We start from the raw sequence: 25,710 nt of genomic DNA on the forward strand, positions 1-25,710 counted from the left end.
CGGCAATGCGCGGGGCGGCGGCTAGAATCCGGGCATGACGCCAAGCCCCGATCCGTCCGACTTCATCGAGGTCTACCCCGACGCGCTGGACGCGGACACCTGCCGCGCCATCGTGGCGCGTTTCGACGCCAGCGGGCAGGACCAGCCGGGGCGGGTCGGCGGCGGCCTCTATCCGGACCTGAAACATAGCCGCGACATCAGCATCAGCGGTGTCGCCGAGTGGCGCGACGTGGAACAGCGCCTCAACCTGGCAGTGCTGGCCGGGCTGCAGCAGTACCTGCGCAACTACCCCTTCAGTCTGATCGCACCGCTGATGCTGCAGCAGCCGGATGCGGACGGCACGCTGCGGCGGCTGCGCCACGACGACATTGCGGGCATGGACGATGCCGCGCTGATGAAGCTGGTGATGAAGGTGTTCGTCCCGGGAAAGATCAACCTGCAACGCTATGCCGCCGGCGAAGGCGGTTATCCGTACTGGCACTGCGAGCTGTTTCCGAAGGCCGCCGATGCCGAGACGCTGCATCGCCATGTGCTGTGGACGCTCTATCTCAACGATGGCTTCGAGGCCGGTGAAACCGAGTTCTTCCACCAAGGCCGCAAGATCGTGCCGCGCACCGGCAGCCTGCTGATCGCGCCGACCGCCTTCACCCACACGCACCGCGGCAACCGTCCGCTCGGCGGCGACAAGTACATCGCCACCAGCTGGGTGCTGTTCCAGCGCGCGGAACGGCTGTACGGCGGCGGCTGAAGCGGGTTGGCGGCGGTAGGTCGCTGAGCCGCACGCGCGTCAGAACAGTTCGCCCTGCGGCGAGGGTGCGCGCGGCGGCACGAAGCGCGTCACGTCGAACGGCGGATGCCGCCGCCCCGCGAAGCCATACCGCTTCAGCGCCAGCGCGAAGCGTCGCGCCAGCAGGTCGGCATAGACACCTTCGCCGCGCAGCCGCGTGCCGAAGCGACTGTCGTAATCCTTGCCGCCGCGCAATTGCTGGACCGTGCTCATCACGTGCGCCGCACGATCCGGAAGGTGCGTCTGCAGCCAATCGCGGAACAGCGGCGCCACTTCATGCGGCAGGCGCAGCAGCACGTAGCCGGCGGCGGTCGCGCCGGCCTCGCGCGCCGCCTCGAGCACGGCTTCCAGTTCATGGTCGTTCACCCACGGAATCACCGGCGCGAACATCACGCCGACCGGCACGCCCGCTTCGCTGAGCCGCTTCACCGCCCGCAGCCGGCTGTGAGGCGCGGACGCGCGCGGTTCCAGCCGCGAGGACAGCGTGTTGTCCAGCGTGGTGATCGAGAAGTACACGTGCACCAGCCGCTCGCGCGCCATCGGCGCCAGCAGGTCCAGGTCGCGCTCGACCAGCGCGTTCTTGGTGATCAGCGAAAAGGGATGCTTCGTTTCCGCCAGCACCTCGATGATGCGGCGGGTCAGCTGCAGTTTCCGTTCGGCCGGCTGGTAGGCATCGGTATTGATGCCCAGCGAGATCGGACGCGGTTCGTAACCGCGCTTGGCCAGCTCACGCCGCAGGATCTCCGGTGCATTGGTCTTGGCGAAGATCTTCGTTTCGAAGTCCAGCCCGGGCGAGAGATCGAGGTAGGCGTGCGACGGACGGGCGAAGCAGTAACTGCACCAGCATTTTATGGAACCTCCAAATTTTGTTCACTTGCTCGAGGGAGCCTGGAACGGGGATCTGGAGTGCCATTCGGTCAAAGTGCGCGAGATTGGCCGAGCTTGCGGCTAGCCTAGAGGTCCCATGGGGGACGCGTAAGGTAGGTTGGGGGGGGATTTGAGATTGCCCCGAAGCTGCGGCCGGATGAATCAGCTGCACTTGCGAAAAGCAGGTTTCTGATGAGGTAGCCGCATTGTCTCTAGGCAACGGCCAGGCCTAGGCCATGATTACCTAGCCATCGCGCGGCACATGAACAGTGGGATGGCCACACGAAACCTCGGCAGAATGGAAACTCCCACCAGCCGCACTGATCTAGCAATGCAAGACCTGCCAAGACCGAAGCTCGCTCACCCGACTCGCGAGTTCATGGCTTCCCTACCGCCCTTCGCCGGGCTGGACGCAGGGAGTGTCCATTGGATTGAAAGCGAGCAGGCTGCTGCAGCCGCGCTCCAAGTCCTCAAGCTTGAACGAACGCTCGGGTTCGACACGGAGACTAAGCCGACCTTTGTGGCCGGTGAAGTCAGGACTGGACCTCACCTGATCCAACTTGCCACTTCCGATAGCGCCTACTGCATTCCTGCGGAGGGCGTGTGGACGAGGGAGCTTTTGGCGCCACTCCTTGAGTCCGAAGGCATTCTCAAAGTTGGATTTGGCCTAGCAAATGATCGGAGGCCGCTCTACGGTAAGTACAAGATCAAGCTAAGGGGGTCCTTAGATCTTGCTCCCGTCGTGCGCAAGCTTGGCTACCGACAGCGCGTGGGCCTTCAGGCCTCCGTGGCTATCGTCTTGGGACAACGCCTTGGGAAATCCAAGTCCGTTCAACTGTCCAATTGGAGCGCGCGGCCCCTTAGACCAGCCCAACTTGTCTACGCCGCCAATGACGCTTTTGCATCCCACTGCGTGTTTATTGAACTTCAGCGCCGTCATCCGAGCCTGCTGGTAGGAGGTCATCCTTGACCGGCTGGAAGCACCAGCTTCATTGCACGGGCTGGGCTAAACCCGAGCGCTGAAGTGAGCTCGAAGAACTCGATCACGTCCAGCCTGCGGGCCCCCGCCTCGACGGCAGAGATCCGCTGCTGGGGCCACCCCAGCTGGCGAGCTAGCTCGCCCTGCGACAGCCCCAGCTCCTCGCGGCGCCCTCTCAGACTCTCGACCAGCCGTCGATACTCCTCCCGATAGATTGTCTTTGATGCCATGGTCGCCGCCAGTCCTGGACGACTGGGGAATCTATGGCGCACCTACCGATTACATGAAAATTGTGTAGAAAACTCGCCCGCCCACTGATAAGCTCCCCGACTACCCGCGAGAGGTGCAATGGCATGTGTCCGCACCCAATCGACTCTGCTGCCCGCCGCTCGCGACCTCGTGCCATTTGCACAGTCGCTAGGATTGCTGCGGCTTGGTGCGTGGTACGCGCTTGAGCTATCGACGACAGTCGAGGCTCCTTTCAGCACTGGGACGGCGCTAAGCCAGAAGCTCTTCCGGCTGTTGGAGGAAAGTCAGGTTCTGCGTCCTGCGTCAGGACAGGAGTCCGGCATCCGTCGCGCGCTCTATGAACCCCTGGGATGGTGCTACCTCACCGATTGGGGTGAGCGAAACCATCTCCAAGCCACGCTGCAGACAGTGATGCTAGATCTGGCATCCCATCAGGACTCTGTGCGACCGACCCTTGAGCTCTGGGAAGCATTGTCAGCGGCCGAGATTGAGACATACCTAGCGCACCTGCTACGTCGCCACACCTTGGATCCGGCAAGCGCCCCCTTCATCGTGCATGCCCTTGAAGATGACTGGTCGGATTTGAGTTTGGCTCGTAAGCGCTACCTGGCTTGGCATGCGGCGCGCGGCGCGGCCTCAACCCTTCTTCGCACTGGGATGGACCAGGATGCGGCTCGCGCCGCAATGCTTGAGGAGATGCGTCGTCGATCGCGCTGGCTTGCCTCCAGGTCGGCCAACAATGAGCTGTCTGCCGAGGAGTACCAGTTTGTACCTGATCCTCAGTGGAAGAAGCCTATCCTCTTGAACGTTTTCCTCTCATCCCTATTGCCTGTCGGATTCTCCTACTGGACAGACCGGCCTGGACGATCAGCTGATGCACTGGGACAAAGCAAAGCGGCAGGCAAGGCCTGACGCCGGCCGCCTCGCGATATCGCTAAGCATGCTTGCAGAAGGCGACCCTTTTCGGCTGTTTCCACTGCGCTTCCAAGTGCGGAAGAGATCTCTATGACCATGCCAATTGAACGAACCCGACACCTCATCCAAACAGGTGCTTTTCTTCGCGACCTTGCCGCCAACATGGCCCTTCCCAAGCAGGTACGCACGGAAGCGTATCGATTGCTCAGACACTTCCCGTCGATATCGGATGTTGAAGCGATCGCCGCCAACGAGGCACGCTTGCAGGAGGTCACTAAGTCACCGCTTCGTCCGAACCTACTTGTGACCGAGTTCGATCCGGAATGGCTGCGCGGCTATACGCATGGTCCACACGTTGGGGGTTAAGAGATGTCCACCGTAAGCGAGGGCGAGCTGGAACACTGGTTCGAGCAAGGGATGCAGAGCTATACCAACGAGTCGCGCTTCTTCTCTTGCCTCATTCGCGCCATGGTTTACGCCTATGTGCCCGTCTCCGATGACTCCAAGAATGTGAGGCTGATCCAGTTTCGGCACCCGGATGGCTACGACGCGATTCCCTTCTTCACCTCGGCTCAACGCGCCGCGCGATCTAGCTTCAATGGCTTGCGGACTATCAGGCTTCCTTGCACAACGCTGTTTGAGCAGACGCGAGGGGCCACCTTGATGGTCAACCCTAACGACGGTGGCGCTGTGCTGTTTCCCGAGGAGGTGGCCACGTTGCTGCAGTCAGGGACGCTAGAGACGTTCGAAAAAGTCAGTTTGGGCGAGGGGCCCGTTGATGTACGCCCCGCCACGTCCGCGCCTGACAACTTGATCAGAGCGCTAGACGGGAACGTACCTTTGCCTCCCTTCATCAGGGAGATCTATCTCCTTGAGAAGCGCGCAGTGGATGGGAGGTCAAGCCGACCAAGTCTGCTCATCTATGCGGGCGTGGAAGCTCGCCAGATGGAGCGCGGAGCACGGCATCTTGTCTCTGTTGTTCAGGCATTGGATCCACGGCCAGAGGACATTGTCGACGTGGCGGTGTTTGACATCGCGCAGGCCAAGCCGGGCTTTTTGGATGAGATTGGTGCCATGCCGGTGTTCGCTTCCGGGGTCTAGGCCTACGAATCCGCTATGGGCTTGGAGGGCGAGCTGAGCCGGGATCGTGCGCTTGAGACATGGACTATCAGCTACCCGTGGCCACTGCTGACTCCGACGGACCGTCTGATACACCAGGAAACGTATTGATCAGCAGGCCGACGGCCAGTCCAGCCATTACCAAGGTAGCAACGAGCTGCGAGGCCTCAACGAGCTGCGCCAGAAGCGAGTAGATGAACATCACTAGTGCTGAACTGGCAGCGGGATCATAGAGTGCGAACGTCTTGATCACGAGGCCAAAGAGTGAGTGCGTGAGGATGCTCATCACGATGACGGACAGGCTGAAGACCACACGCATGCGCTTGGTCGTACCGATCTGCTTGAGGTACATCAGGGTGAGCACCAGCATCGAGACGGCTAGGGCGAACATGCAGCACCAAAATGCGCCGTCCAGGACTCCGCGGATCACTGGAGCCATGATGGACTCCACGATCACTACACCCAGAATGATCAAAGCCAGCCCTAGCGCCCCACCTACGTGTACCGCTTCCCTTCTGAAGGTCATCGAGTGCTCCTTTGCGTTGCGATCTTCAAAGGTATCGGCGATGTCGGCCAACACATTAGGCTCTGATTCTGCCCTCGGCATTGTTGAAGCAGACCGTGACGAACCCTAGCCTGTCGGCTGCGCTGGGCAGCACTCTTATCGAACCAGCTTTCTGGTCGAGATCACGCTAGCTGTGCGCGTAGGCTCGTTCAAACTCATCTGGCAAGGTACCAAGTCGGCAGGGGGTGGCGGTGCAATCGCGCCGACAGAGCAGTAAGCACGCTCCAGGGCTGCGCATACCAACCTAGTTGTGTTGGGTCTGCTGCACCCTCTGGAATGCGTAGAGATGCCTGAAGCTCCGAAGAAGTATCTTCTCCTAACCCTGCAATCACCCTCGAGACGCTAATCGCATCTAGACCGCGGTTTGAGCCGGTAAAGGTCTCAATGCCAGAGGTGTGGTACCAGCGCTCAAGGGTAACTCCGGACAGGTGGGGCGTGAGACTTCGCAGAAGCGTCAATCCTGCTTCGTCTTGCATTACCGAAAAGATGGTCGCCAGCAAGGGCACGAGCGTCGTCGTCTTGAAGAAGTCGCGGTCACCCGCGTCGCGGGTGAAATGCACCGCCACGGCGTCTTCAAGCAAATCTGTATCGACCGGCAAGCGCTCATTCGTCGTCAAGGACCGCTTCAAGAGCTGCGTAACCCCCATTGCCAGATTCTGCACAGACTGGATAGCGCCTTCTTTCAACAGTGCCGTAAACACAAGACTCAGGTCGATGCCCTGACCGTCCAACAAGGGCCTTGCAACAATGCTATTGGCATTGATTACCTTCACGATGTCCTGATGCACCTGGCGCCGTCTATCTTCAGCCCCTTCGACGCGCTGGAGAAGCAGTAGCAGTGTCGCAAGCCGGCCCAGCTCATCGAAGACGAGATCCGCATAGAAAACTGGGTTGGGTCGGTGCCGTGCGATTGCTCGTGCGTTTCCTAGGGCTGGCAGTGTCTTGTCGAAATAGGTCGACAAGGTGTGAACGTGAAGTTCGATCGTTGCATTCAGACGTCGCAGAAACTCGGAATCACCCGTTAACCCAAGGCTGACCGATGCGGACCACATCCTTAGCGCAAGGTACTCGCCCGCCACGACAGCCGGCTTCAAGTTGTTCTCTGCGCCACCCCACACCACCAGCACACCATGGCCCATGGCCGCAGCTGCACAACGACGTAGGAATTTGCGGCGCGCTGGCGCTGGGCTATCGTCAGCCTCATTCGCAGGCGCGGTCATGACCTTCTCAATGAAGTGTACGAAGCGCTGGATCGAAGCACTCGAGTCACTCAGCCCAGCCAGGGCCGCGCGGAGATCGGACTGTGCGTGCCCCAGAAGCAGTGACTCGTCGAAAACGTGCTTCTCAATCAGGGGCGTGAGCTGGTCAATACCCCAGAAGCCAAAGGTAAAGCCGGGACGGGCATTGACCTCGTCCGCGAGTCCCGCGAATCCAGTTGCAGCCTCTTGCTTAACGACCCCACTTGAGACGACCACAACGTGCTTGGTCAGCGCTCGTTGAGCCTCTGTTAGGCGATTGCGCGCGAAGTCGGTGCACGCCTCACGCGCGGATGGCTCGATGGCCTGTTGGCCGGTGAAGAGATCTTCTCGACGGATGTCACCGAACTTGATGATGAACAGGTACAGCTCTTCCCTACCTTCAGAATTTCGAAAGCTCGACAGAACGTCGACCCCTGCCTGCGGAACACCGGTCTGCGGACGACTTAGTACCGAATGACCCATCGCAGTTAGTAGCTCTGGTAGAAGAGCGTCTAGCTCGTTCCGCTCTCTCAGACTGCTTATGTAGTTCTGGAGGACGAGCTGCAGGCTCATGGACTGGTACTCCGCCAAAGTTGGTTGCGCCGTACGAGTCCGAGTACGGGATCCGTAAGCTCAGAAAGCGGAAGCTCGACCCTAAGCTCGTGCGATGACATGGGCAAAGCCATCTCTTCCGTACCGAACTCGTTCCGGACTTCAATGACGGGTCGAGTAGCGTACTTGAGCCTCACTTCATGCAACAGTCCGCGAAATGCAGAGGATTCCTCTGCACGGCGATGGATTTCTCGGTGCTCACTTCGCTTGAGCGAAGAATGCAAGAGACGCATGTCCGCCGTCATCTCCAGTTCCCGAAGTCGCGGTAGGTCATCTAGGACCCGCTGCATGTCGCGCGCCTTACGAAGCGCCTCAGTTGAGACATCAAGGTCCAGGAAGCTCGATTCTTCGGCGGCCAGAAGCTCAACCGTGCTGACCAGCAACTGTTCCACGTGGTAGTTGAGCAGCTCAATCGCGCGATTGCGAACTTCAGTACTGTCGGGAAAGTCACGCGCCATGCTTAATGTCCATCCGAGCGACACCGAAGGTGCGGCTGTTAGCGCGCATAAGCGCCTTGCCGTTGTAATTGCATCGTCCTCCGGCACCCGGGTCAGGTCGTATGGCTGGGGAAAATGCTGATCGAGATGGGTGATGTTTGCATGGTTTAAGAGCGCCTTGCCCAGTCGGACATCAGCGTCGGTCGTCAGCCAGCGCGAAAGCGCGGTGGGGAACAGCAGGGGCGACTGCACGATGGCATGGAGGCTATTGTCGATATCGATGGTGCCGTACTGACCCGATTCGCCATTAGGCTCTGTTTCACGAGCGAGTTGGGACAGACGGGCAAGCAACAGAACGTCTCGGTCGTAGTCCCGGTCGTGAGCGGCCAACTGCAGGTAGATGTCTAATCCCTCGGCGTCTCGCACAACGGCCTCCAAACTGTTAGCTGGAACAACAATCTAGGACACCCAGAGTTAGGCCGAGGTACGAAGCGGCTTTGGCTTGAATGAATTTTAGGCGCGTAGGCAGCGCATTCTCACGGCCATCCCCATGGCAAGTAGATCCGCTTGTCGGGGTCGACCTCTCTAGCTTGACGCTGCCAATCATCGTGCTGAGACATGTAAGTTCTCGGGTCTATTGCCCCGGACATAACCGCCCTGTTGGCGCCAAGAATGGCGTCATACAAAGAGTTGACCGTATCGCCAGCCGACCGGTGGCCGAGTCCATAGAGGTCACTCGCGATTAGCGCCAAGGAGCTCAGATTGGCTGGTTCCTGCACCGTCATCTGCATGTCGTCGCCGATGTAGCTGATCGACCTAACGATCCGAAGTGCTTCTCTGCGAAGCTCAGAGAACCTCGCATACTTGGTCACAATTAGGCTGGAATACAGCCCGCTGACGATGCCGATAGGCAGCGAAAGTATCAATGCAAATAGGGAGTCATTGGTCATGGGCGCAAACGCCTGAATTGAAACGCGCCGTGAAGCGTCGTCGGCTCGTATGAATTGTTAGACCGCACTCGACCTCCCGAAGGTGTTGAAGGGGTCAATGTAGGAGATGCCCGAGATCAGATCGGATTGCGCGGACATGAAGTAGTCGCTGTTCATGTCAAGTGCGCCTCGCCAATGGTGAACGCCGTCCTTGAACTCGATGATTCCATACACGGTGAAATCGTTGTTGTGAAGCGTTCCGTACTGGATGTTTCCCCCAACCGATTCTATCGACTCATCATCGATCATGTCGCGAAGTACCGAGAGATAGTCTCTGTTCCGAACTAGGGCGGCCTTCGGATCCACGTGTGCTGCTCCAGATCCTAGGAACTCGTGATTTGACGAAACGAGCACCTCATCAAGCGAGTGCACATTGTTGCTGTTGGTCGAGAACTTGAACGCTCTCAGCAGGCTGGTGGATGGACATTGACCACACACAATGAAGCTTGCGATTCCTTTAGGGCCTGCTGCGGTTTTGCAGATCTCAATGGAGATTAGTTTGTAAGCTTTGAAGATGAACTCGCATATCCCCTTCAGACTCACGTCCGTGTAGCCTGGCGCATACTGAAGATCCTGCAGCACTGCGGCAACGGACTCTTTGATCATCAGCGAATTTACCGCGCTACCGGCAAAGCACATCCCGAGCCGCCCCTGGTAAGCCACATTCCTAGCTCTTGACGGATCCGGATGTGCCGGCTGAAGGATTCTGTAGGGAAGGGCTAGTACCTTGATGCCAACGTCAGCGTAAGAATTTGTAGCGATCGTCAGCCGCGAGTCCGCAGCTAAGTGAATTGCATTGTCCTGCTTCCATGCGATGCAAAGAGTCATTGAGCACTCCGAATGCCGTATCACGCCTAAACTTGGCCGATCCGCCGAGCGGGTTCGGCTTGAATGATTTGCTAAGTGCCCGGCCGACCGGGCCACACCTTATCGACAAGCTCTCCAACCTCCATCGGCCCGTCATGCCCTTGCATGGCGTCTGTCCACTCTTGCGGGCTGGTGAAAGTAGATGATGCGGGGCCTCCCCAAAGAGATGAGTTGAGCGCAATAACAACCACGCCGTTCTGTGCCTCAAAAGCCGGAACGGCCAAGATGGCGGCGCGCAGCTTGGCTGCAGTTGGGGCAGGCAGCGCAGGCTTGAAGTCCAGCCAGACCATCGATTGGCCGCCGGGACGGACGGCCAGCACAAGATAGCCACCGGTTGGACTTGGTGCCTGCCCCGACAGAGCCTGGTCAGAAGTGGCCTGAACCGCCTTGATGTAGTTGGCTAGCGCATCCACCGAGGGAACTGGTTCTTGGAGAACTGAGTCCGGCTGGAGCAGCATGACGCTCTCGGAGTGATACGGGGTCGCAGCGGTGGCAGTGAAGGTCAGGCAGGCTGCTGATAGAGCTACGAGACGCTTCATGTGGCACCTTCCGCCTGAATTAGTCCGCGCTGCGAAGCGGCGTCGGTTTGAGTGAGTTGTTTGAGCTACCCACGATAGCCCCTGCCGCGAACCGGATCTACAGGGAAATTTTTGTTGCAGGCCGCGCACCAGAAGTCCCCGTTTGGCTGTTTCATATCCTGAAGCGGAGAAATCTTGCGGCTCTCATAACATGTTGGACAGGCGTAGTGCCGTGGTTCTCCAGAGTACTGATACACAACAGCTCTTCCCGGAGCTTGCACCAGCTTGTACTCGCAGGCGCGATCCTCCCAAGCGGAAGTCGCAGCAAGCTCTTTGCGCAAGGCCTCATTTGTCTGCTGCAGAGCAAGTAGCTGCTGCTGCGTATGGAACAAGCCATCTTGAAGTTGCGTGATCTGATCCATTGCCGCATGGATTTTTGCTCGAGCTTCCTCATCGATCTTGGCGTTCAAGGCTAGGGACATTGAGTCCCGCATGAACTGGAGAGCGGTATATGCGCTTGTGATTGCAGAAAGATCCAAAGAACTCTCCTGGTAGACCTAACGCCTGAACTAAGCCGCGCCGTGATTCGGCGCCGGCTTGAATGAGTTGTTAGGCCTATGAAAGCGCCCCTTCGAGCATAAAGAGATTGAGCTCAACGCTAGCTAGTTTCTTGAGTTCACCAAAGATTCCTGCACTGACAGAGTTTGAATTGATCGCTAGCGCTGGTGCTTCATCGATTGTCGCGTGCGGCCCAAAGAATCCAAGTACTATGAAATCTTTACCCTTGATACGTGGGCAAACAACATCAATTAAGAATCTAATCTGTGCAATTGAAAGATACGTGCCGGCTGATTTCGCACAGATTGCAACTGTCGTAGGGATGGCGTCCTCGTCAATCTCGTACGACTGAGCCTCGTACCGATCCATTTGGTCCAGGATCTCAAGGTTCACACCTAGATTGATTGCCGCAGCGACAAATTGATTGTGCTCCAACATCTCAAATCCACATGAGCATATGACGTTGAAGTTATGTGGGTTCTGCACGACATCTCCTTGCATCGACCAAGATGGGCCCAGCTAACTAGTAGCCGGACCCATGGGCCCACCTATACGACTAATCCAAGTCCGCCGTAGGGCCGACTATCCCCTTGAGACGGCTCGATCTTAGGGTGGCTGGGTCCGGCTAACAAGCCGACGTTTAGCCGGCCCCAGCGACAATGCTGACGGCAGTACGCTGGCCTGAATGGGCCCCAGGAGCAACTCTCCTAGCCATCAGAGCGCACGTTCTCCAGTGTCCGCTCTGGGTCGCAGACACTACCCTTCAGCAGTCAATCAGACGGAAGTGCGGAGAAGGTGCCGGTGGGTGGCGCTGTGCACAGCACACCCACCGGCGATGCCCGGTGCCACCAATCCCAGGGATGGCGCTTAACGTGGCGGGACGAGTGCTGTACTAGCCCATGCTGGGCATGACCAGCATGCGCCGGCGCCTGATCCGCGAATAGTCGGCGTGTGGCGCGAATGCTTGTAGGGGTTCCCCTACGTCCGCGATGGAATCGAAGTCGTCGGGCAGGACGTTGTCCACCTTGATGATCCTGGAGGAAAGACCCCCGCCCGCCGGCCGAGTCTGCTGCCACAGAAGGCGGGCGGCGTCATCGGCCTTCTTGGACTGAGGAGCGGACGCTGCACGGGAGCGCGCCCGCAATCGCGCGCACTCGCGGGCCCGCTCGCTGGACTGGGCTAGCAGCCATCGTTCGACATAAGCGCTTACCCTGCGCAACGCTCGCCGCCTTCGAGTGGATCTCTCGCTTGTCCCAGAGCTTGATCCGGGTCGACCCGTCTGCAGCAATGCTCGCCACGAAACCGTAGTTCCAGTACAGCTGGCTGCTGCCATCTGCGCTGTCGGACCATCGATAGGCATCGGGGAGGGGCATGCAGCCATCGTACGAGCCGCCATCCCACGGATTGAGACCGCCGGTCGTGTCGCAGCCGGTGAGACGGCCGGCCGAAGAATGGGGCCCATGCCTACCTACCTGACGCCCTCCGAAGCCAACGTCCTGGTCGACGCCATTCAGGCCAGCCTTCCCGGCATGTACGCCACGATCGCGCCATCTGATAGGCAGGAGGCATTCGCCGCGGAGGCGAATGCCATCCTGGAGCTGGTGGAGCCCCAGCACCACATGGCGCTGTTCGAACGCCTGGAGTCGATCGTCCTGCTGACCGGTGGCTTTGAGCGTCCGCTGGCTGCAAACGGCTAACAGGGTCGGCGGTATATTCGGGCCGACTGCCGAGGACTGTGCCTATGTGCTACTCCGCGATGATCCAGGCCGACTACGAGAAGTATGTTCGTCACTACGGCGCGACGATGAGCCTCGAGGACTTCGTCATGAACGTGTGGTCGGCACCCGATCGGGCGAAGAAGAGGCGCCGGCCGAAGGCCATGGAGGACTGGTTCCGCAACTTGGGGGACCCGAAGGCGCAGGAGATCTGGCACGAGATCCAGCACCAGCGCGCCGAGCGCGAGACAGAGCTGCAGCAGGAGCTGTTCAAGCAGAAGAAGCGCCAGGCCGATGCCGAGCGCGCCCTGCAGACCAAGGTCACCAAGAAGGCGCAGGAGGACTTGCGCATATCGACGGACAAGATCAGCAAGCTCAAGTTGGACCTAGATGACCTGCAGCGAGTCGAGCCGCTGGCGCGTGATAGGCGCTTCTATCCCGGCAACTATGCGCCTGTCATCGTCATGGAGAACGGGAGAAAGGTGATCAAGCCGATGCGGTATCGATGCAGACTCCCTGGCTGGACTGCCGAAGTCGAGCGGAAGTACGACACGACCTACAACGCTCGCAGAGACAAGATTGAGACAAGCTGGCAAGCGCTCTTCGGGCATCGCCATGCAGTCATCGTGGTCAGCGCGTTCTACGAGAACGTCGAGCGCCACAACATGGAGCACCGCGCGCTAGCAGAGGGCGAGAAGTCGGAGAACGTGGTGCTGGAGTTTCGGCCGAAGCCCGAGCAAGACATGGTGATTGCCTGCCTGTGGAACGAGTCGCCTGACGGAGATGAGGCGCTGTTGTCGTTCGCTGCCATCACCGATGACCCTGCTCCCGAGGTTGCCGCCGCGGGTCATGATCGCACCATCATCCAGATCAAGCCTGAGCACATTGAGGCCTGGCTGACTCCTGAGGGCCGATCCGCTGAAGAGCTACAGGCAATTCTCGATGACCGACCGCAGGCCTATTACGAACACCAAGTGGCGAAGGCAGCATGATGAATATGGATGAGGCGATTGACCGGATTCATGCGCTTGATCGGTGGGTGTGCCTTTACCCGCGCTCAAACACCTTCGCTCAGTTCCACGCCGACTACGCGGCACAGGATCCTGAGCTTGAGGCCTTCCTCAATGCCACCGAGCATGAGGACTGTCCGCAAGACCTGAGCGATGCCCTCAACAGCCTCGGTGAATCCATCGACATGGGCCAGTTCCTAGAAAGCCAGGACAAGCCGTGGCGTCGAATTTCGCACGGCCCTAGCTACTCCCGTGACACGACCATGGACGAGCTGTATGCCCAGCTCCCCGCCGACTACCAGGTGTCCGAGGCTATCACTGAGGTGTTCGAGCCGATCAAGGCGAGGCTGCATTCGAAGGAGTGGGTCGGCAAGCCGCGGCGGGAGCAATTGGACTGGCTCGATGACGAACTCCAAAGCCTGATCAGCCGAATACAGAATCCAGAGAGTGCCGCGGTTGTGCACGCCTATCTGTTTGAGTTCATAGACCGATACGACGTGGAGGGTGCCGATCTGGATGTCCGCATCGAGGCCACGCCCCCGCCATGCCTCGGTTAGCTGACTCCGAGCTAGTTCGATCCTAGAAGCGGGTCTGGCTTGGATCCACTGTTAGGCTTCGCCAAAAGTCTCTTTGCATGCCGGGCAGCTATGGCTCCCGAATACGGTGAACCCTTCCGTGAGCTTGGTGAGGCGAATGGTCTTGGTCGCGCCGTCGTAGCAGCCAGGGCAAAACGGCCCATCACCCGACTCAGAGTAGTAGGCGAAGTCCTTGAACTCCAGGGCGATGGCTTGCCTCTGCGCGAGTTGCCGCCTAAGTTGGTCGTTCTCCCCAAGGAGACCAGCGACCTTGATCTTGAGTTCTGATAGCTCAATAGCGAGGTCAGCTAGAGCGTTTGAAAACTCGGCATTTTCTACGTTCTTGTTGATCTCGCGCAGACGGCCAACTAGTTGAATCGCGGTAGATGCTGCAGCTATCAGGTCACTCATGAAGTCTCCTTGTGAGATCTAACACGTAAGCTTGCCGCGACGGAGTGAACCAGCTATTGCCACTCCGCCAAGCTTAGCCGAACGCCAGCTTGTGCGCCCATGCTGGTGAGCATCGCTATAGTCAGCGCTAAGCCAAATGGACCTGGATCATGGCCGGACGTCGACATCACTACTTGCCTCGCTTCCTGCAGCGGCCGTTCGCTTTTCATCAGAAGGGAAAGCATTTCTACGTCCACGCCCACCATAGGACCCACGGCAGCTTTGGAACCAATGTGATGGAGCTTGGCCAGGAGGTCGACTTCTACGGAGGCCCCGACGATCCGTCATTGGATGACAAGATAACGGCAGGTGAAAGACAGCTTTCGATAACGGTCAATAAGCTCAATCAGGGCGAGCAAGTCACTTCCGCGGAGATGGCAACGCTTGTATGTGCTCTTGGCATTCGCACGAAGGCGATGAGATCGGCGCTCACAACAATGGTTCCTGCACTCATTGCGGGCATTCGGGCCAAAATTCAGAAGGAAAGGTATGTCCAACGTGAACTTATCAGGAGCCTCCATGACCCAGCGAAGCGTCGGCAACTAATCTACGAGAAGCTTCGCAAGGATCATGGTCATCTGAGTCGGGAACTGCAGGCAAGGCTCTATTCGCAGATGGTTCCTAGATGGAAATCCTTTGTTCTTGAACAGGAGCATAAGTTCATCGAGGAGGCAGAGCACCTACTCGAGCTCTTTATGGATCGACTTGAGTCCGAGTCAGAGAAGATAGCGAGCAAAGCCTTTCTCGGAGCTCTGTCGAAGGGCCCCGAAAGCCCATTGAGGGTTCAGAAGATGATGGCTGAGATGACTTTCGAGGTCTTAGAGTCCGGACCGGATGAACGTTTTATCCTTGGCGATTGCGGTCCGGTCGCTACCTTCAGTGATGGTAAGTCGCGACTTGCTCTAGGTGCGATCGAGGAAGGTGTCGATAGGTCAATGATCTACCTACCGATCTCACCGACTCGCTGTGTTTTAGCTCGCCGTTCGCGAGAGACTACCCCGCTATCCCTAGCCAGCATCAACCAAATGAGCGCTGAGCTCTCACACGAGTTCTTTATAGCAATCGAAAGTGACGGAGCCAGCTTGGCGACCCTTCGGCAGGCGATTGGGTCACTAGTACCAATAGCCTCGCATTCGGACATTACTCGACTGATAGCGGACGACAGGTGATCGTACGTAGTCTGCTCAACCGGGAATAAAGCTCCTGCCCACCGGGCGAGATGCGCTCAAGTTCCACATGGGAGCGCCGCCATCTCGGACTGACTCCAGCAGATTGGGCTGTAGTGACATGCCTGACAGCAGGTTCTGCTATCGATCGCGGCTATGTGACAACGCTCGTCCCTCACATCGATGACATGTTGATGCGCGCAGTGGTGCGGCTGGTTGTCGGTGAAGAAGGATCTGGGCGATGTTGCAACCCTGGACGCGATCGAGTTGGCGCCACATCCTTGTCCTACTTGGTGGCATGCGCTCCAAGCATGAAATCTGCACTCTTGGGCGGGCGTTGGACGTAGGTAGTGCCTTGAGCTGCCGGTCACCATTACCCACTCATTCGGCTCTGGAAGATCGTTTACTAGCACGCGATCAGGCGCCGCAACTTCTACCCTTCGAGGTCTTACTGGAAAGCCTGGAAACTGAGTTAGGGGTGCGGCCTGGAGCTCGAGTCCGAGCATTTCCCCGCATCGATGAAGTAGCTGCTCAGCAGCGTCACTCACTTCGCCTAAGTGATCTACGATCGAGTCCTGGCGCTCGTCGAGTGGAACCTCAGCATCCTCAATTGCCAGTAGCAGTGTGTTGTCTGTTCGCTGGAGGACTACCACCGGATAGACGAGTATTCGCGGCTTTGGCGCAAACCTAGATGATCCGGCCGCTTCGTATTTCACGTGTATCGCGTGAAATGCTGCTGACAACGTATCGGGCCCGATGTAACCACGGAGCTGGCTTGGCCTAAGAAAGGACTGACTGTCTCCGGCAAGCACTCGCCGTGCAAGCAAATCCAGTATCGTCCTCGCTTCTGCGAGGTAGTCTTCCTTCCTCAGAACAATGATCTGTTCTTCGTCCACGGCCGCGGGGCCCAGAAACGTCTTGGTAGGGCAGACGAATATCACCATCCACTGACCGCTGGTGAGTACGACTCGCGGAACGTCGTGCCCGTGGCGATCTCTCAACTCACGGACATATCCGGCAATCTGTTCCACAAAGTCGTACCAAGCCAGTGCTGCGGGGCAGTCTTCTCTTGCGCTGCCGGCTTTGAAATGCTCAATAGTGAGTATCACGAGATCGACTTCGCGCCTGACGACGCGACCTGGACCTCGACTACTGATGAGCGGCACGTCCCAAGCCTTTGCTTCCACAACCAGTAGCGGAGTCCTGACGTCAGGATGCACGCCCATGTAGTCGATGTAGAGGGTGGTGTCAGCGCGTACCCGCGCCTCCTCAGGCATATCTCCTCTGACTCCCAGACTCCACCCAAGCTCTGTCAACAGGCCGTCGAGGAACAGTCTTCGCGTCACATGTTCAAGAACGCCAGGCTCTGCCGCTCCGTCGTAGGAATTTGTGCCACGATCCGACGTCTCGTCCTCCATGTTGTCAAGAAGGGCCGCGAGAGCGTTTCGAAAGTCCGACCTCTCTCTTGAGCCGTTCATTGGACTAGTTCAGGAAGGCGGTATAGCAGCCGGCGCGCGGAGGGCCAGCCAGCTTCCATGAAGACCTCGAGACACTGTACGAGTGCAAGCCGGCGACGTTCGTCCTCGAAGACTTCCTTATAGTCGGCTAAGTACACACCAATCAGACGAACCAGAAGATCTGCCCCCATCGGCTCATACTGGTATCCGAAGCGACGACCGCCCGCGAGCAGTGAGGCTGCTATGAGATCGAACACTCTTCCAGCGTCGAACGGGATGAACTTCTCCAACAGCTGCAATAGGTAGTAGATGGTATGTGGGGTCCCTACCTCTCCAATGAGACTCAGAGTCTCCTGGATCTCATCCAAGAGAGTGTCCAGAGACACAGAACTTGCACCATCTTCGCCAAGAGATTCCGCTGCAAAGTACAGCTGCATGCAGGCGCAATCGATGATGCGAATGTACCTGCCGACTGTTTCGTGTAGCTCCGAAGGCTCAGGTGATGCTAGAGCTTCAATCACCAAGGAATGTAGGTGTCCAACGATCTCATGGAGCAGGGCCTGCGCGCGGTGTCTAATCTCTAATGCGTTCTCCTCTCCCTGCCCGTCCAATCCGTATACGTAGATCTGCCGAAGGTCTGTGATGGCAGTGCGGAGCTCTTTTCGATTCTCTTCGGGACGCTGGATCCAACCTCTAATGACTTGTTGAGCTTCGAGTCGGCCATAGCCCACCCAAGCGTGGGTGAGTACTGTAGCCACTGACTCCCTGACCTTTGCGTCACTGTTTGATTCATCCTGGTAGCGGGCAAGCAGGCGGAGGGCGAGCTCCTCCGTGAGCGCAACGTCTGCATTAAGCACACGAGTAAGTACATCGCAAACACCTTGACGGATCACCGTTGGGTTTCGCTCACGGTCTACCCGGTCACGCAACAGACTCCACATCGCATCACGATCGATGCTCCAGAGGTTTGTAAGACGCCCGATGGCCTGGAGACGGACAGCGGGATGCCTATCACCGAGCAAGATCTCGATGTGCGCGCGTAGCCGTTGATAGAGAGCAGGATAGCCCTCTATCAGATCAAAGATAGCCACTGCCGCATCAACGCGTGGAGCTGGTGATCCCCATGCGGCAGACTCCGCAAACTGTTTCTCAGTGTCCTCGTCCGACTCTGGATAAGGTGAGCCGGCAATCCATACGATCAGATCTAGTAGTGCTTGGGAGGCTGCCTCTTCATCCGAGGTCTTGCTCGCACGTTCTGCCAGCTTGGCTATCGCCTCGCCAACAGTACCCGTTGCATGCTGCTTGAGACCTTGGTGAGCATCAGCTGATGAGTCGACCAGCTCTCGAAGGACGTGAATCTGACGAACACCTTCACTCAACGTGAGGCCATCAGTGGCGGTACTGCCGCGATCCAGCCCAAAAGCTGACTTGAATGCTTCAATGGCCGTGATTAGGGCGGCATTGGCTGGGCTAGCCTGTTCTAGGTCTTCTAGCCAATGATATGGCGACGGCTTAGCCCAAGTCGCCATTGTTGAGAATAGTCGCGCATTGGACTCCTGTTCGGGGCCTGTGGCTTTCGCTCCCAAGGCTTCCCTAGCTTCTTGAGTTAGGAGATTCTCTTTACCGATAGCACCGAAGAGCCGCGCGAGGATGGTGGCGCGTGCCGCCGTTGAATCGGAGAACTTGGAGAATCGAATGCTCAAAGCCCTGTGCTCGAACTCGATTCTTTCAGTCGTTGACCGCTCCCGATAGATTGACGAGATCAGATCTACAGCATCCTTCCTGGTCTCACTCGCGAGGATGAAGGCCTCTTCGGTAGCGAACGGCCAGAGTAGGTGCGCAACCGCGTCCTTTCGCTCTGCGGCAATCATGAACATTCTGGCCCATAGCAGAGCGAGGCTACTGACGCTCAACAGCTCATTGATGACCAACATGGCATCTTCCTGCGATGCCTCTCGGAGATAGGGCAGGAGCTTCGCTACCAGTGAGTCCGCATCTTGAGCGTGCTTTCCTTCTGGATCATGGGCCCAGATGTGGCTGTAATCCTCCTGAAGTCGCACCAGTTGGCCGTTGACAACCATCTCATGAGGTACCAACTCTGTTGATGTCGCGTGTTCGCGCGCAACGAAACCCTCAAGCGCACTAGAGAGGGCACTTGCCGCCACATCAGGTTGGGCTCGGAGGAACTTGGGAAAGAACTGAGCCAAACCATATCGAGCAAGCTCATAGTCTTGCCTTGCACTCGAGCGAAGCGGAAGAATCTGGCTATTACCAATGTTTGTAGCGTGATCCCTCTCTACGTCTCTTTTGTATGTTTGCTCGTAGACGAAGCGGGCGAGCTCCGGGTCGCTTTTTGTGAGAGTTTCGATCTTTCTCGCTACTGCCGGCACGCTGCTCCATCCCGTCGCGCCGAAGTTGGCCGGACTGAAGAGTTTCAGGATGAGATCTCGAGACTCTTCTGGGTTGGTGTCATAGGTGTCTATTACGAAGCCGATCGAAGATTCGATCAGGTACTCGTCCGAACGCGGAGAAAGGGAGAAGCCAAGCAGCTTTCGCGACACTTCCCCTAAGTCGCTACGTCCTTCAGGTGAGTCAGTGCGGCTGATCAGGAGATCGCACAGGAGTCGAGCCACACGCGCTAGGTTCGGTAGCCGTGAAGAGATGGCGAGAGATATGGAGATCCAGGGATCTACCGATACGATCTCTTTATCATCAAGGCGAACGGCTAACGCCCCGACGAAGTGCTGAACCGCCTTCTCGGAATTGGCTTCGCCCAAGGCAAGCATCTTTCCGATTGTTGCCACGTCTTGTTTTGAGGCTGCCAGCTCTGTTGGCATCCAACTGGCCACACTTCTGATAACGGGGTCTGTCTCCTCATCGGCTACCAGGCGTGTCACGACGTTCCAGAATTCCTGCCGATTGGCCTCCGTCGACCACAGCTCCTGTAGACAGAAGGACACTGCCGGAGCGAGCATCAGACCGAGCCCCTGCAGTCCCTTGGCGGCATTGTCGTGACTGGACAAGAGCGGTCTCAGGTACACACGACTAGTCACATAGTCGAACAACAGGTGGTGCCTGAATTGTATCCAGCGTTCGGACTCGGTCTCGATCAGAACACCTTCTTGGACCAACAACTGCAGCGCCTGAGGATGGGCGTCAATGAGATCTAGTCTCGAAGCGCGCAACGCCCGGGCCTCCATCATCTGCCCAACAACGCGTTTCAGGCAGGCTTCGGCTTCGTAGCCGTGACGTGATATGCGGTGATCCCAGTACACACCTAGAAGTTGCGCTTGCGTCTGAACTTCCGACAGTTCGGCGCTGAATATCCCGTCCTCGAGCAGCTCACCAATAAGCCGCGTATTGAATGGCACAACTGCCAGCTCTCGAAGGCGAGTAGAGGCATGTGCTAGAAGCGCCTTGATGGGCGGTGCTTGCTCAAGCAAGTCCTCCAACTCATTCTCAGACCAAGGCGGCACTCTTAGATGCCTAACTCCGCGAAACTCGGGCTCACTTAGATCCGCTGAGGGAGGGGCGCCCTTGAAGATCTCGCGAAACGTGCGACCCATTCTTAAGTCAAAAGTACGGATCGAAGCAACAACCCTCCAGCGGCCGTCCAGGGCTACTACGCGTTCTATGAGGGTTCTGAATGCTCCCTCCCCTTTTCCGCCCCTTGTGGCGTCGAGTGCATCTACTACTAGCCATCCTGGTTCTGCCCCATCCCAGGCTGCGATCACGTCCAAGAGTGCGTGACTCAAGCCCAACTCAGATGCAATGCCTTCAAGCGTCTCTACGGAGAACTGATCCACTGCGAGCTCAATTACGTCCCCGCCTTTGTTGGCTAGACTCCGTGCTAGTGCATTAAGCACACCGCTTTTTCCAGCGCCGGGTTCTCCGATTATGAGCAGTGAGCCGGACTCTGCTGCCGCTTCAACTCTGGCCTGGCAGTCCCGCCGAATGGCAACGAGCTTTCCATCGCCTGACTTGATCCTTTCATATCGCTCAAGTTGAGTGCGTACCGCTGAGCTATGTGCCCGGAGCTTTGCGATATCTGATCGGAACTCGGGGGCCGATGGGAGATCAGCACCGCGAGTAATGAGCGCGCGTCTCAATAGACTATTGTCGAAGCCTCCCCGCTTCGACATTTCTTCGCCGCAGTAGACTTCGAGGATGGCTGAAAGGTTCAGTGCGTTTGTGCGGTTGGTGAATGCCGCGAGATTGCTCACGACCTCCTTTTCGCTTGGGTCGACCGTGACGACCGATATGAGCTCCGAGAGCTCACCGAGTAGACGCTCAGGAAGCTGTTCGGTTCTTGCATTGCTCCAAGAGCGCCTAACGCACACTTCGAAGTCGTCGAGAGCTGCTCGCTGCCCACTGTTCTTCGGGCCACCTCCTCCAGTCGATAGCGACCGAAGCGCATTCGGGAGATCGACGCGTACTTTCTCTGAAGCCTTCGTCCCAACAGCGATGACGAGTCGGTCCTTACTGGGATCCAGAGGACGATTCCACTCCATGCTCCCATCGCCATCGCGGCATGCGAGCCAATGCCTAACTAGCTGATCCACCGTCTTTGCGTAGGTGGTGCTTGGCTCGGAAGATGATGAAAGGGTCGTCTTAACCTGAAATGCCAGGTATCCACCGTCTGAGGTTGCGACCAGAATGTCGTCAACAGGTGCCTCGGTTTCGAACCTCAGCCAGATTGGGCGGGCATTTCCTAGCTCGTAGATGCGATCGAGAGGGGCGCCCGAGAGCATCCAGGTTGAGACCAGAGCACCTACGTGCTGTTGAAAGACAATGCCCGCTGCAGCTGCAGCCCCTCCGCTATTGGCTCGAGGTTTAGAGGGGCCAGTTTTATCAGTAGACACGCCAGTAATTCCTTGTTAGGCAACGCTAGAGTAATGCTTCTACGCCTTCGCCGCGCTTTCCTGCGGAGCCGCTCCTAGAAGAGTGAACCCTGCGGGGAACCAACTACCGGCCGGATGAAGCGACTGCAGTCCAGCGCGGGCATTCGGCCATAGTCAAGTCGTCGATGGGCCTTTTCAAATCGCGCCTGTATGAGCATAGCGAAGGACCCTTCCCCTCTCATTCTCGCGCCAAACCGACTGTCGTAATCCTTTCCCCCACGCATTTGCTGTATCAAGCTCATGACGTGTTTGGCCCGATCGGGATAGTGCAGCTCAAGCCACTCCCGCCAGATCTGGGTCAGTTCATGCGGTAGCCGCAGCAGAACGAATCCAGCAGATTGTGCACCTTGCTCTCGCGCAGCTTGTAGGATCTGCTCCAGTTCGTGATCGTTGATCATGGGGATAACCGGGGCCACCAGCACCCCTACCGGCACGCCAGCGTTGCTAAGCGCTTTCATGGCGCGTAGGCGGGCATGAGGGGCGGCGGCCCGCGGCTCCATCTTGGCCGAGAGATGATTGTCGAGCGTGGTGACCGAGAAGTGCACCGACACCAGACCTTCCTTTGCCATTTCTTGATAGATATCCAGGTCGCGCTCGATCAGCGCCGACTTGGTCACTACGCTGACCGGGTGCTTGGTTTCCGCTAGCAACTCCAGACATGCCCTGGAGATGCCATAGCGCCGCTCTGTCGGCTGATAGGCATCGGTATTGATCCCCAAGGCAATCGGGGAGCATTGGTAGGACCGCTTGGACAGCTCGGCTCGAAGGAGTTCGGCCGCGTTGGGCTTAGCGAAGATCTTGGTCTCGAAGTCCAAGCCTGGGGAGAGATCCAGGTACGCATGGGACGGACGGGCGAAGCAGTAAACGCACCCGTGCTCACAGCCTTTGTAGGGGTTCACTGATTGGGAAAAGCCAATATCAGGCGAATCGTTCCGGCTGATGATGGTTCTAGCCCGCTCCTCGGTCACCGTGGTCTGTGGACGCCCTGGCTGGTCCTCGTAGACCGAACCCCAGCCATCGTCCACACCCACCGCCGCTGTCGATGCAAAGCGTCCGGTTACATAGGACGCGGCGCCCCTTCCTTTTATGGGGGCGGTCGGCCTCAGGGCATTGGACTCCTCGCTATCCCAAGTCACAGCAAGCTCCATCCTCTGTTAGCATTAATACTAACAGAGGATGGCTGTGTGATCCCTCTAATGGGCCCCTATTGGGTGCGCGTGGGATGATGCGCCTTGGTCCGCAAGGTTCAGACGACGTGTGAGCGATCCGACCGAAAAGAAGCTCTCTCAGGCCCTGCAGAGGCTCATCGAGGGCTCTCCCACCCATCCAAAGGTTCGCGCGAAGCTTGAGAAGCGGCAGGCTGCGGGCAAGCCCTACGGCTTGGTGTCCTTCTCCAACGTCGCTTTGGAGGCTGGTGTCAGCCGCACCCTGATCGGGCACGTCGACTGTGCCTACCCTAAAGTGCGCAACGCGATCCTCAAGGCCAAGAAGGCCTCTCCGGCTGCCGAGACGGTCCGCGCGCTCAGGCGAGAGATTGCCGAGCTGAAGAACACACAGGCCCAGCTGATCACGGTGTGCGCTTCATTGCGGACTGAGCTCGATCGCGCCAAGGCGCGATTGGTCGATTTGGGTGGCGATCCGACCGTCAAACGGATAGGAGTCAACTTCCGTGCGCGGCCCCCTAAGAAGCCAAATGCTTGACCATGGCTTCGGCCTGTCTTTGTCTCTTTTGAACAATTGCGAGCGTCGTCTGGTCGTTGGCACGCTTCGCCTGCTCCACTAGAAGCGCATTCTGATCGCGCCTCTCGATCCAGTACGCCGCGTGTTCGGTACTGATCTCAAGGCAACTGCAGCCGGCACAAAGTTCGACATGGGCAATGGCCAGATTTGGACTGGTCGATGCCAAGACCGAGGCTCCTGCCCGTTGGTTGCATAGACTCTTGGTCGGCAGCTGGGACGACCAGCACCTCCCGTATGACGTGTTCCAAATCACAATCTCCTCTTCGCTCACATAACGAAGGGCCCCCTGCTCGTCGAACTTAGCTTGCTCATCCACCAGATGAAGCTTGAGCTCTTTCCTCATCTCATCGACGTAACGAGAAAAGCCGCCTACCACAGGCGCGCCTTTGAAGGTGATTGATCGTAGAACCTGGACGGCTGCCATGGTCTGAGCATCGTCACAGGCGGCCAGAAATGTCGGATCGTTGCCGATATAGTACTTGGAGGTAATCGCATCACTCACGTGCTTGAAATGCTCACTGATGGCCTTGAGCATCGTGGGATTGGTTCGAAATACAAACGTGGCAAAGGTCGGACGCCACTGGTGGGGCCTGAGCTTGCCCTGCTTGTAGCCTTCGTGGTCCGGTGAGCTCAGCTCACTGAGATCCACCCAGTTCAGCACGAAGGCACGCTGAAACCGAGCGAGGTATCCGTTGGTCATGGGAGTGACTGAAGTCCCTGCGGCAGGCAGTCCGCCGTTAGTCTTAAGTACGACAAACAGGTCACTGATCTCACCGAGCTCACGGAACATTGCCAGGAGCCGCGTTACCGCGAGAACTGCACGTACCGTCGGTGGCAGGTAACTGGATCCAACGGGACGTGCGCCCACAATCCATTCGGCCGTACGTGGCTTGCCGCGCTTTGAGGTGACGGCCTCCACATAGAAGAGCTCGATCATCCCATCACGGCTCACTCTTCTTGAGAGGCAGGATGGCCAACCGTCGTCCTTGACGGGCAGTGCTTTCAGGCTCAAGAGTTCATGGCTCCTCAGGCCTGTTCCTGCCTGAAGGACGATAGAACATGCCGCCACACACGATGTAAGCAAGTACCGAAGGACCACTAGCGGACTATCCAGGACGAACTCACGACCGTCAGCGTCTACTTTTGTGACTTGCTGACTCAAAGGAAACTCGGCTTCAACACCATTGGGCATCGGCACGCTCAGCTTTGTTGCGAGCTCGTTGAGCTCGGCATACAAAGCCATTCGATCTGCCGGCCTGATTTGTTCCCAATCCTTGGCAAAGCCGCGGATCGCCAGCAGTGCTTCCATAGCCGTAATCAGACCATCGGCAGACTCGTCGATCATTCTGATGGCGGTATTGAGGATAGGAATGGCGACCTGGTCAGGAATCGGCGAGATGGTAGTGGAGCTTCGCTTGAGGCCAAGGTCTTTAGTGACGACACTGAATGGCTTGTCCCCACCATAGGGAGCCATCTTCAACGACTTGCCACCCAACTTCGCTATAGCCCGCCGCTGCCGATAGATCAGGGTCAGGATGTTGACCGAGCGAATGACGCCGGCATGAGTGGGTGCACGTGTTCGACCTGCATGATCACCATCTCTACTACCCTCCTGATGAAGCTCCACCACCTGCTCTGCAAACGCCCACGTGTCATTAGGTTGAATATCGTCGAGGTCTTCGATTCCCTGATCCGTGAGGAAGCAGGCAAGATCACGAATCGCCGCCGAAAGTGAACCAATTCCTCCAGCCGTAGTTGCAGCTGACTCCTGTGGGTCGTATACCAGCGACCAGACAAAGCACTTGAGGGAGAATTGGAGTGCCCTGTGCTGCAGGTTGGTAAGTGACTCTCCATTGCTCAGCGGCTTCGCCCACTGAATTGTCGCGTATGGCTTCACCTGGCCTGGCGTTTCGTTCTTGATCACCCATGTGTCTGCGTCGAAGTCGACTTCAGCAAACTTCAGGGAAGCATTGTTCTCAGCCTTCTTGGCCACAGC

Annotated in this window: 24 protein-coding genes and 1 pseudogene; 10 read left to right on the forward strand and 15 right to left on the reverse strand. The window is 57.8% G+C overall.

Going from position 1 to position 25,710, the window contains the following annotated elements; translation table 11 throughout:
- The first annotated feature begins 34 nt into the window (after window positions 1-34).
- The gene (locus ASD77_RS05820) at window positions 35-748 is read left to right on the forward strand and encodes a 2OG-Fe(II) oxygenase (protein WP_055938644.1); all 714 of its coding nucleotides are present in this window, start codon (window positions 35-37) and stop codon (window positions 746-748) included.
- Window positions 749-787: 39 nt separating this feature from the next.
- Here the strand turns inward: ASD77_RS05820 and ASD77_RS05825 are convergent.
- A pseudogene (locus ASD77_RS05825) lies at window positions 788-1,627 on the reverse strand (PA0069 family radical SAM protein); the annotation flags it as partial.
- A 358-nt stretch (window positions 1,628-1,985) separates the two neighbouring features.
- Here ASD77_RS05825 and ASD77_RS17680 point away from each other — a divergent pair.
- Window positions 1,986-2,624: a 3'-5' exonuclease gene (locus tag ASD77_RS17680; RefSeq protein WP_162247598.1), complete on the forward strand. Its 639-nt coding sequence runs from the start codon at window positions 1,986-1,988 to the stop codon at window positions 2,622-2,624.
- Here ASD77_RS17680 and ASD77_RS05835 read toward each other — a convergent pair.
- Complete coding sequence (locus ASD77_RS05835; protein WP_055938649.1) at window positions 2,615-2,863, reverse strand: helix-turn-helix transcriptional regulator; 249 nt, start codon at window positions 2,861-2,863, stop codon at window positions 2,615-2,617. The genes ASD77_RS17680 and ASD77_RS05835 overlap by 10 nt on opposite strands.
- Before the next feature lie 193 nt (window positions 2,864-3,056).
- Between ASD77_RS05835 and ASD77_RS18050 the strand changes: the two genes are divergently transcribed.
- The 3 genes from ASD77_RS18050 (at window position 3,057) to ASD77_RS05840 (ending at window position 4,898) form a co-directional block, all read left to right on the forward strand.
- Entirely contained in the window at window positions 3,057-3,794 is a 738-nt protein-coding gene (locus ASD77_RS18050; protein ID WP_162247599.1) for a formate dehydrogenase accessory protein FdhE, read from the forward strand.
- Between the two features lie 93 nt (window positions 3,795-3,887).
- Window positions 3,888-4,163: a BPSL0761 family protein gene (locus tag ASD77_RS17685; RefSeq protein ID WP_082563146.1), complete on the forward strand. Its 276-nt coding sequence runs from the start codon at window positions 3,888-3,890 to the stop codon at window positions 4,161-4,163.
- 3 nt (window positions 4,164-4,166) lie between these two features.
- On the forward strand, window positions 4,167-4,898 hold the full coding sequence (locus ASD77_RS05840) for an SseB family protein (protein ID WP_055938652.1): 732 nt from the start codon (window positions 4,167-4,169) through the stop codon (window positions 4,896-4,898).
- A gap of 67 nt (window positions 4,899-4,965) precedes the next feature.
- On the opposite strand, the gene ASD77_RS05845 is transcribed toward ASD77_RS05840, so the two are convergent.
- The 8 genes from ASD77_RS05845 to ASD77_RS18065 form a co-directional block, all read right to left on the reverse strand.
- Complete coding sequence (locus ASD77_RS05845; protein ID WP_156383481.1) at window positions 4,966-5,493, reverse strand: hypothetical protein; 528 nt, start codon at window positions 5,491-5,493, stop codon at window positions 4,966-4,968.
- A 143-nt stretch (window positions 5,494-5,636) separates the two neighbouring features.
- Window positions 5,637-7,292, reverse strand: coding sequence for a hypothetical protein (locus tag ASD77_RS05850; protein WP_055941093.1), 1,656 nt, complete (start codon window positions 7,290-7,292; stop codon window positions 5,637-5,639).
- Window positions 7,289-8,194 (reverse strand): hypothetical protein, encoded by a 906-nt coding sequence (locus tag ASD77_RS05855; protein ID WP_162247600.1) that lies wholly within the window; start codon window positions 8,192-8,194, stop codon window positions 7,289-7,291. The genes ASD77_RS05850 and ASD77_RS05855 overlap by 4 nt, the downstream gene beginning before the upstream one ends.
- Window positions 8,195-8,304: 110 nt before the next feature.
- Window positions 8,305-8,718: a hypothetical protein gene (locus ASD77_RS05860; RefSeq protein WP_055938661.1), complete on the reverse strand. Its 414-nt coding sequence runs from the start codon at window positions 8,716-8,718 to the stop codon at window positions 8,305-8,307.
- Between the two features lie 57 nt (window positions 8,719-8,775).
- The gene (locus ASD77_RS05865) at window positions 8,776-9,585 is read right to left on the reverse strand and encodes a hypothetical protein (protein ID WP_156383483.1); all 810 of its coding nucleotides are present in this window, start codon (window positions 9,583-9,585) and stop codon (window positions 8,776-8,778) included.
- Window positions 9,586-9,656: 71 nt separating this feature from the next.
- A complete protein-coding gene (locus tag ASD77_RS18055; protein WP_156383484.1) occupies window positions 9,657-10,163 on the reverse strand; it encodes a hypothetical protein in 507 nt (168 codons plus the stop codon).
- Window positions 10,164-10,228: 65 nt separating this feature from the next.
- Window positions 10,229-10,612 (reverse strand): hypothetical protein, encoded by a 384-nt coding sequence (locus ASD77_RS18060; RefSeq protein WP_156383485.1) that lies wholly within the window; start codon window positions 10,610-10,612, stop codon window positions 10,229-10,231.
- A 145-nt stretch (window positions 10,613-10,757) separates the two neighbouring features.
- On the reverse strand, window positions 10,758-11,186 hold the full coding sequence (locus tag ASD77_RS18065; RefSeq protein WP_162247601.1) for a hypothetical protein: 429 nt from the start codon (window positions 11,184-11,186) through the stop codon (window positions 10,758-10,760).
- Between the two features lie 974 nt (window positions 11,187-12,160).
- Between ASD77_RS18065 and ASD77_RS05875 the strand changes: the two genes are divergently transcribed.
- Genes ASD77_RS05875 through ASD77_RS05885 form a run of 3 tightly spaced genes read left to right on the forward strand, consistent with a single transcriptional unit; the run spans window position 12,161 to window position 13,982 of the window.
- Window positions 12,161-12,397, forward strand: coding sequence for a hypothetical protein (locus ASD77_RS05875; protein WP_055938670.1), 237 nt, complete (start codon window positions 12,161-12,163; stop codon window positions 12,395-12,397).
- 59 nt (window positions 12,398-12,456) lie between these two features.
- Window positions 12,457-13,407 (forward strand): SOS response-associated peptidase family protein, encoded by a 951-nt coding sequence (locus ASD77_RS05880; RefSeq protein ID WP_235578484.1) that lies wholly within the window; start codon window positions 12,457-12,459, stop codon window positions 13,405-13,407.
- Complete coding sequence (locus tag ASD77_RS05885) at window positions 13,407-13,982, forward strand: hypothetical protein (RefSeq protein ID WP_235578485.1); 576 nt, start codon at window positions 13,407-13,409, stop codon at window positions 13,980-13,982. Before ASD77_RS05880 ends, ASD77_RS05885 begins: the two co-directional genes overlap by 1 nt.
- A 51-nt stretch (window positions 13,983-14,033) precedes the next feature.
- On the opposite strand, the gene ASD77_RS05890 is transcribed toward ASD77_RS05885, so the two are convergent.
- Complete coding sequence (locus ASD77_RS05890) at window positions 14,034-14,411, reverse strand: hypothetical protein (RefSeq protein ID WP_055938679.1); 378 nt, start codon at window positions 14,409-14,411, stop codon at window positions 14,034-14,036.
- A 149-nt stretch (window positions 14,412-14,560) separates the two neighbouring features.
- Between ASD77_RS05890 and ASD77_RS05895 the strand changes: the two genes are divergently transcribed.
- Window positions 14,561-15,619 (forward strand): DUF4238 domain-containing protein, encoded by a 1,059-nt coding sequence (locus tag ASD77_RS05895; RefSeq protein WP_082563148.1) that lies wholly within the window; start codon window positions 14,561-14,563, stop codon window positions 15,617-15,619.
- A 56-nt stretch (window positions 15,620-15,675) separates the two neighbouring features.
- Here ASD77_RS05895 and ASD77_RS18070 read toward each other — a convergent pair whose 3' ends face one another.
- The 3 genes from ASD77_RS18070 to ASD77_RS05910 all read right to left on the reverse strand — a co-directional run bounded on the left by ASD77_RS18070 (window position 15,676) and on the right by ASD77_RS05910 (window position 23,122).
- Entirely contained in the window at window positions 15,676-17,094 is a 1,419-nt protein-coding gene (locus tag ASD77_RS18070) for a hypothetical protein (protein ID WP_156383487.1), read from the reverse strand.
- Complete coding sequence (locus ASD77_RS05905; protein WP_162247602.1) at window positions 17,091-21,824, reverse strand: ATP-binding protein; 4,734 nt, start codon at window positions 21,822-21,824, stop codon at window positions 17,091-17,093. Before ASD77_RS05905 ends, ASD77_RS18070 begins: the two co-directional genes overlap by 4 nt.
- 185 nt (window positions 21,825-22,009) lie before the next feature.
- The gene (locus ASD77_RS05910) at window positions 22,010-23,122 is read right to left on the reverse strand and encodes a PA0069 family radical SAM protein (protein ID WP_055938691.1); all 1,113 of its coding nucleotides are present in this window, start codon (window positions 23,120-23,122) and stop codon (window positions 22,010-22,012) included.
- Window positions 23,123-23,231: 109 nt separating this feature from the next.
- On the opposite strand from ASD77_RS05910, the gene ASD77_RS05915 reads away from it, so the two are divergent.
- Window positions 23,232-23,675, forward strand: coding sequence for a hypothetical protein (locus ASD77_RS05915; protein WP_055938694.1), 444 nt, complete (start codon window positions 23,232-23,234; stop codon window positions 23,673-23,675).
- Here the strand turns inward: ASD77_RS05915 and ASD77_RS05920 are convergent.
- Window positions 23,656-25,707, reverse strand: coding sequence for a hypothetical protein (locus tag ASD77_RS05920; protein WP_156383489.1), 2,052 nt, complete (start codon window positions 25,705-25,707; stop codon window positions 23,656-23,658). The two genes, ASD77_RS05915 and ASD77_RS05920, sit on opposite strands and share 20 nt — an antisense overlap.
- Between the last annotated feature and the right edge of the window lie 3 nt (window positions 25,708-25,710).

The organism is Pseudoxanthomonas sp. Root65 (genome assembly GCF_001427635.1).
Taxonomy (GTDB): Bacteria; Pseudomonadota; Gammaproteobacteria; order Xanthomonadales; family Xanthomonadaceae; genus Pseudoxanthomonas_A.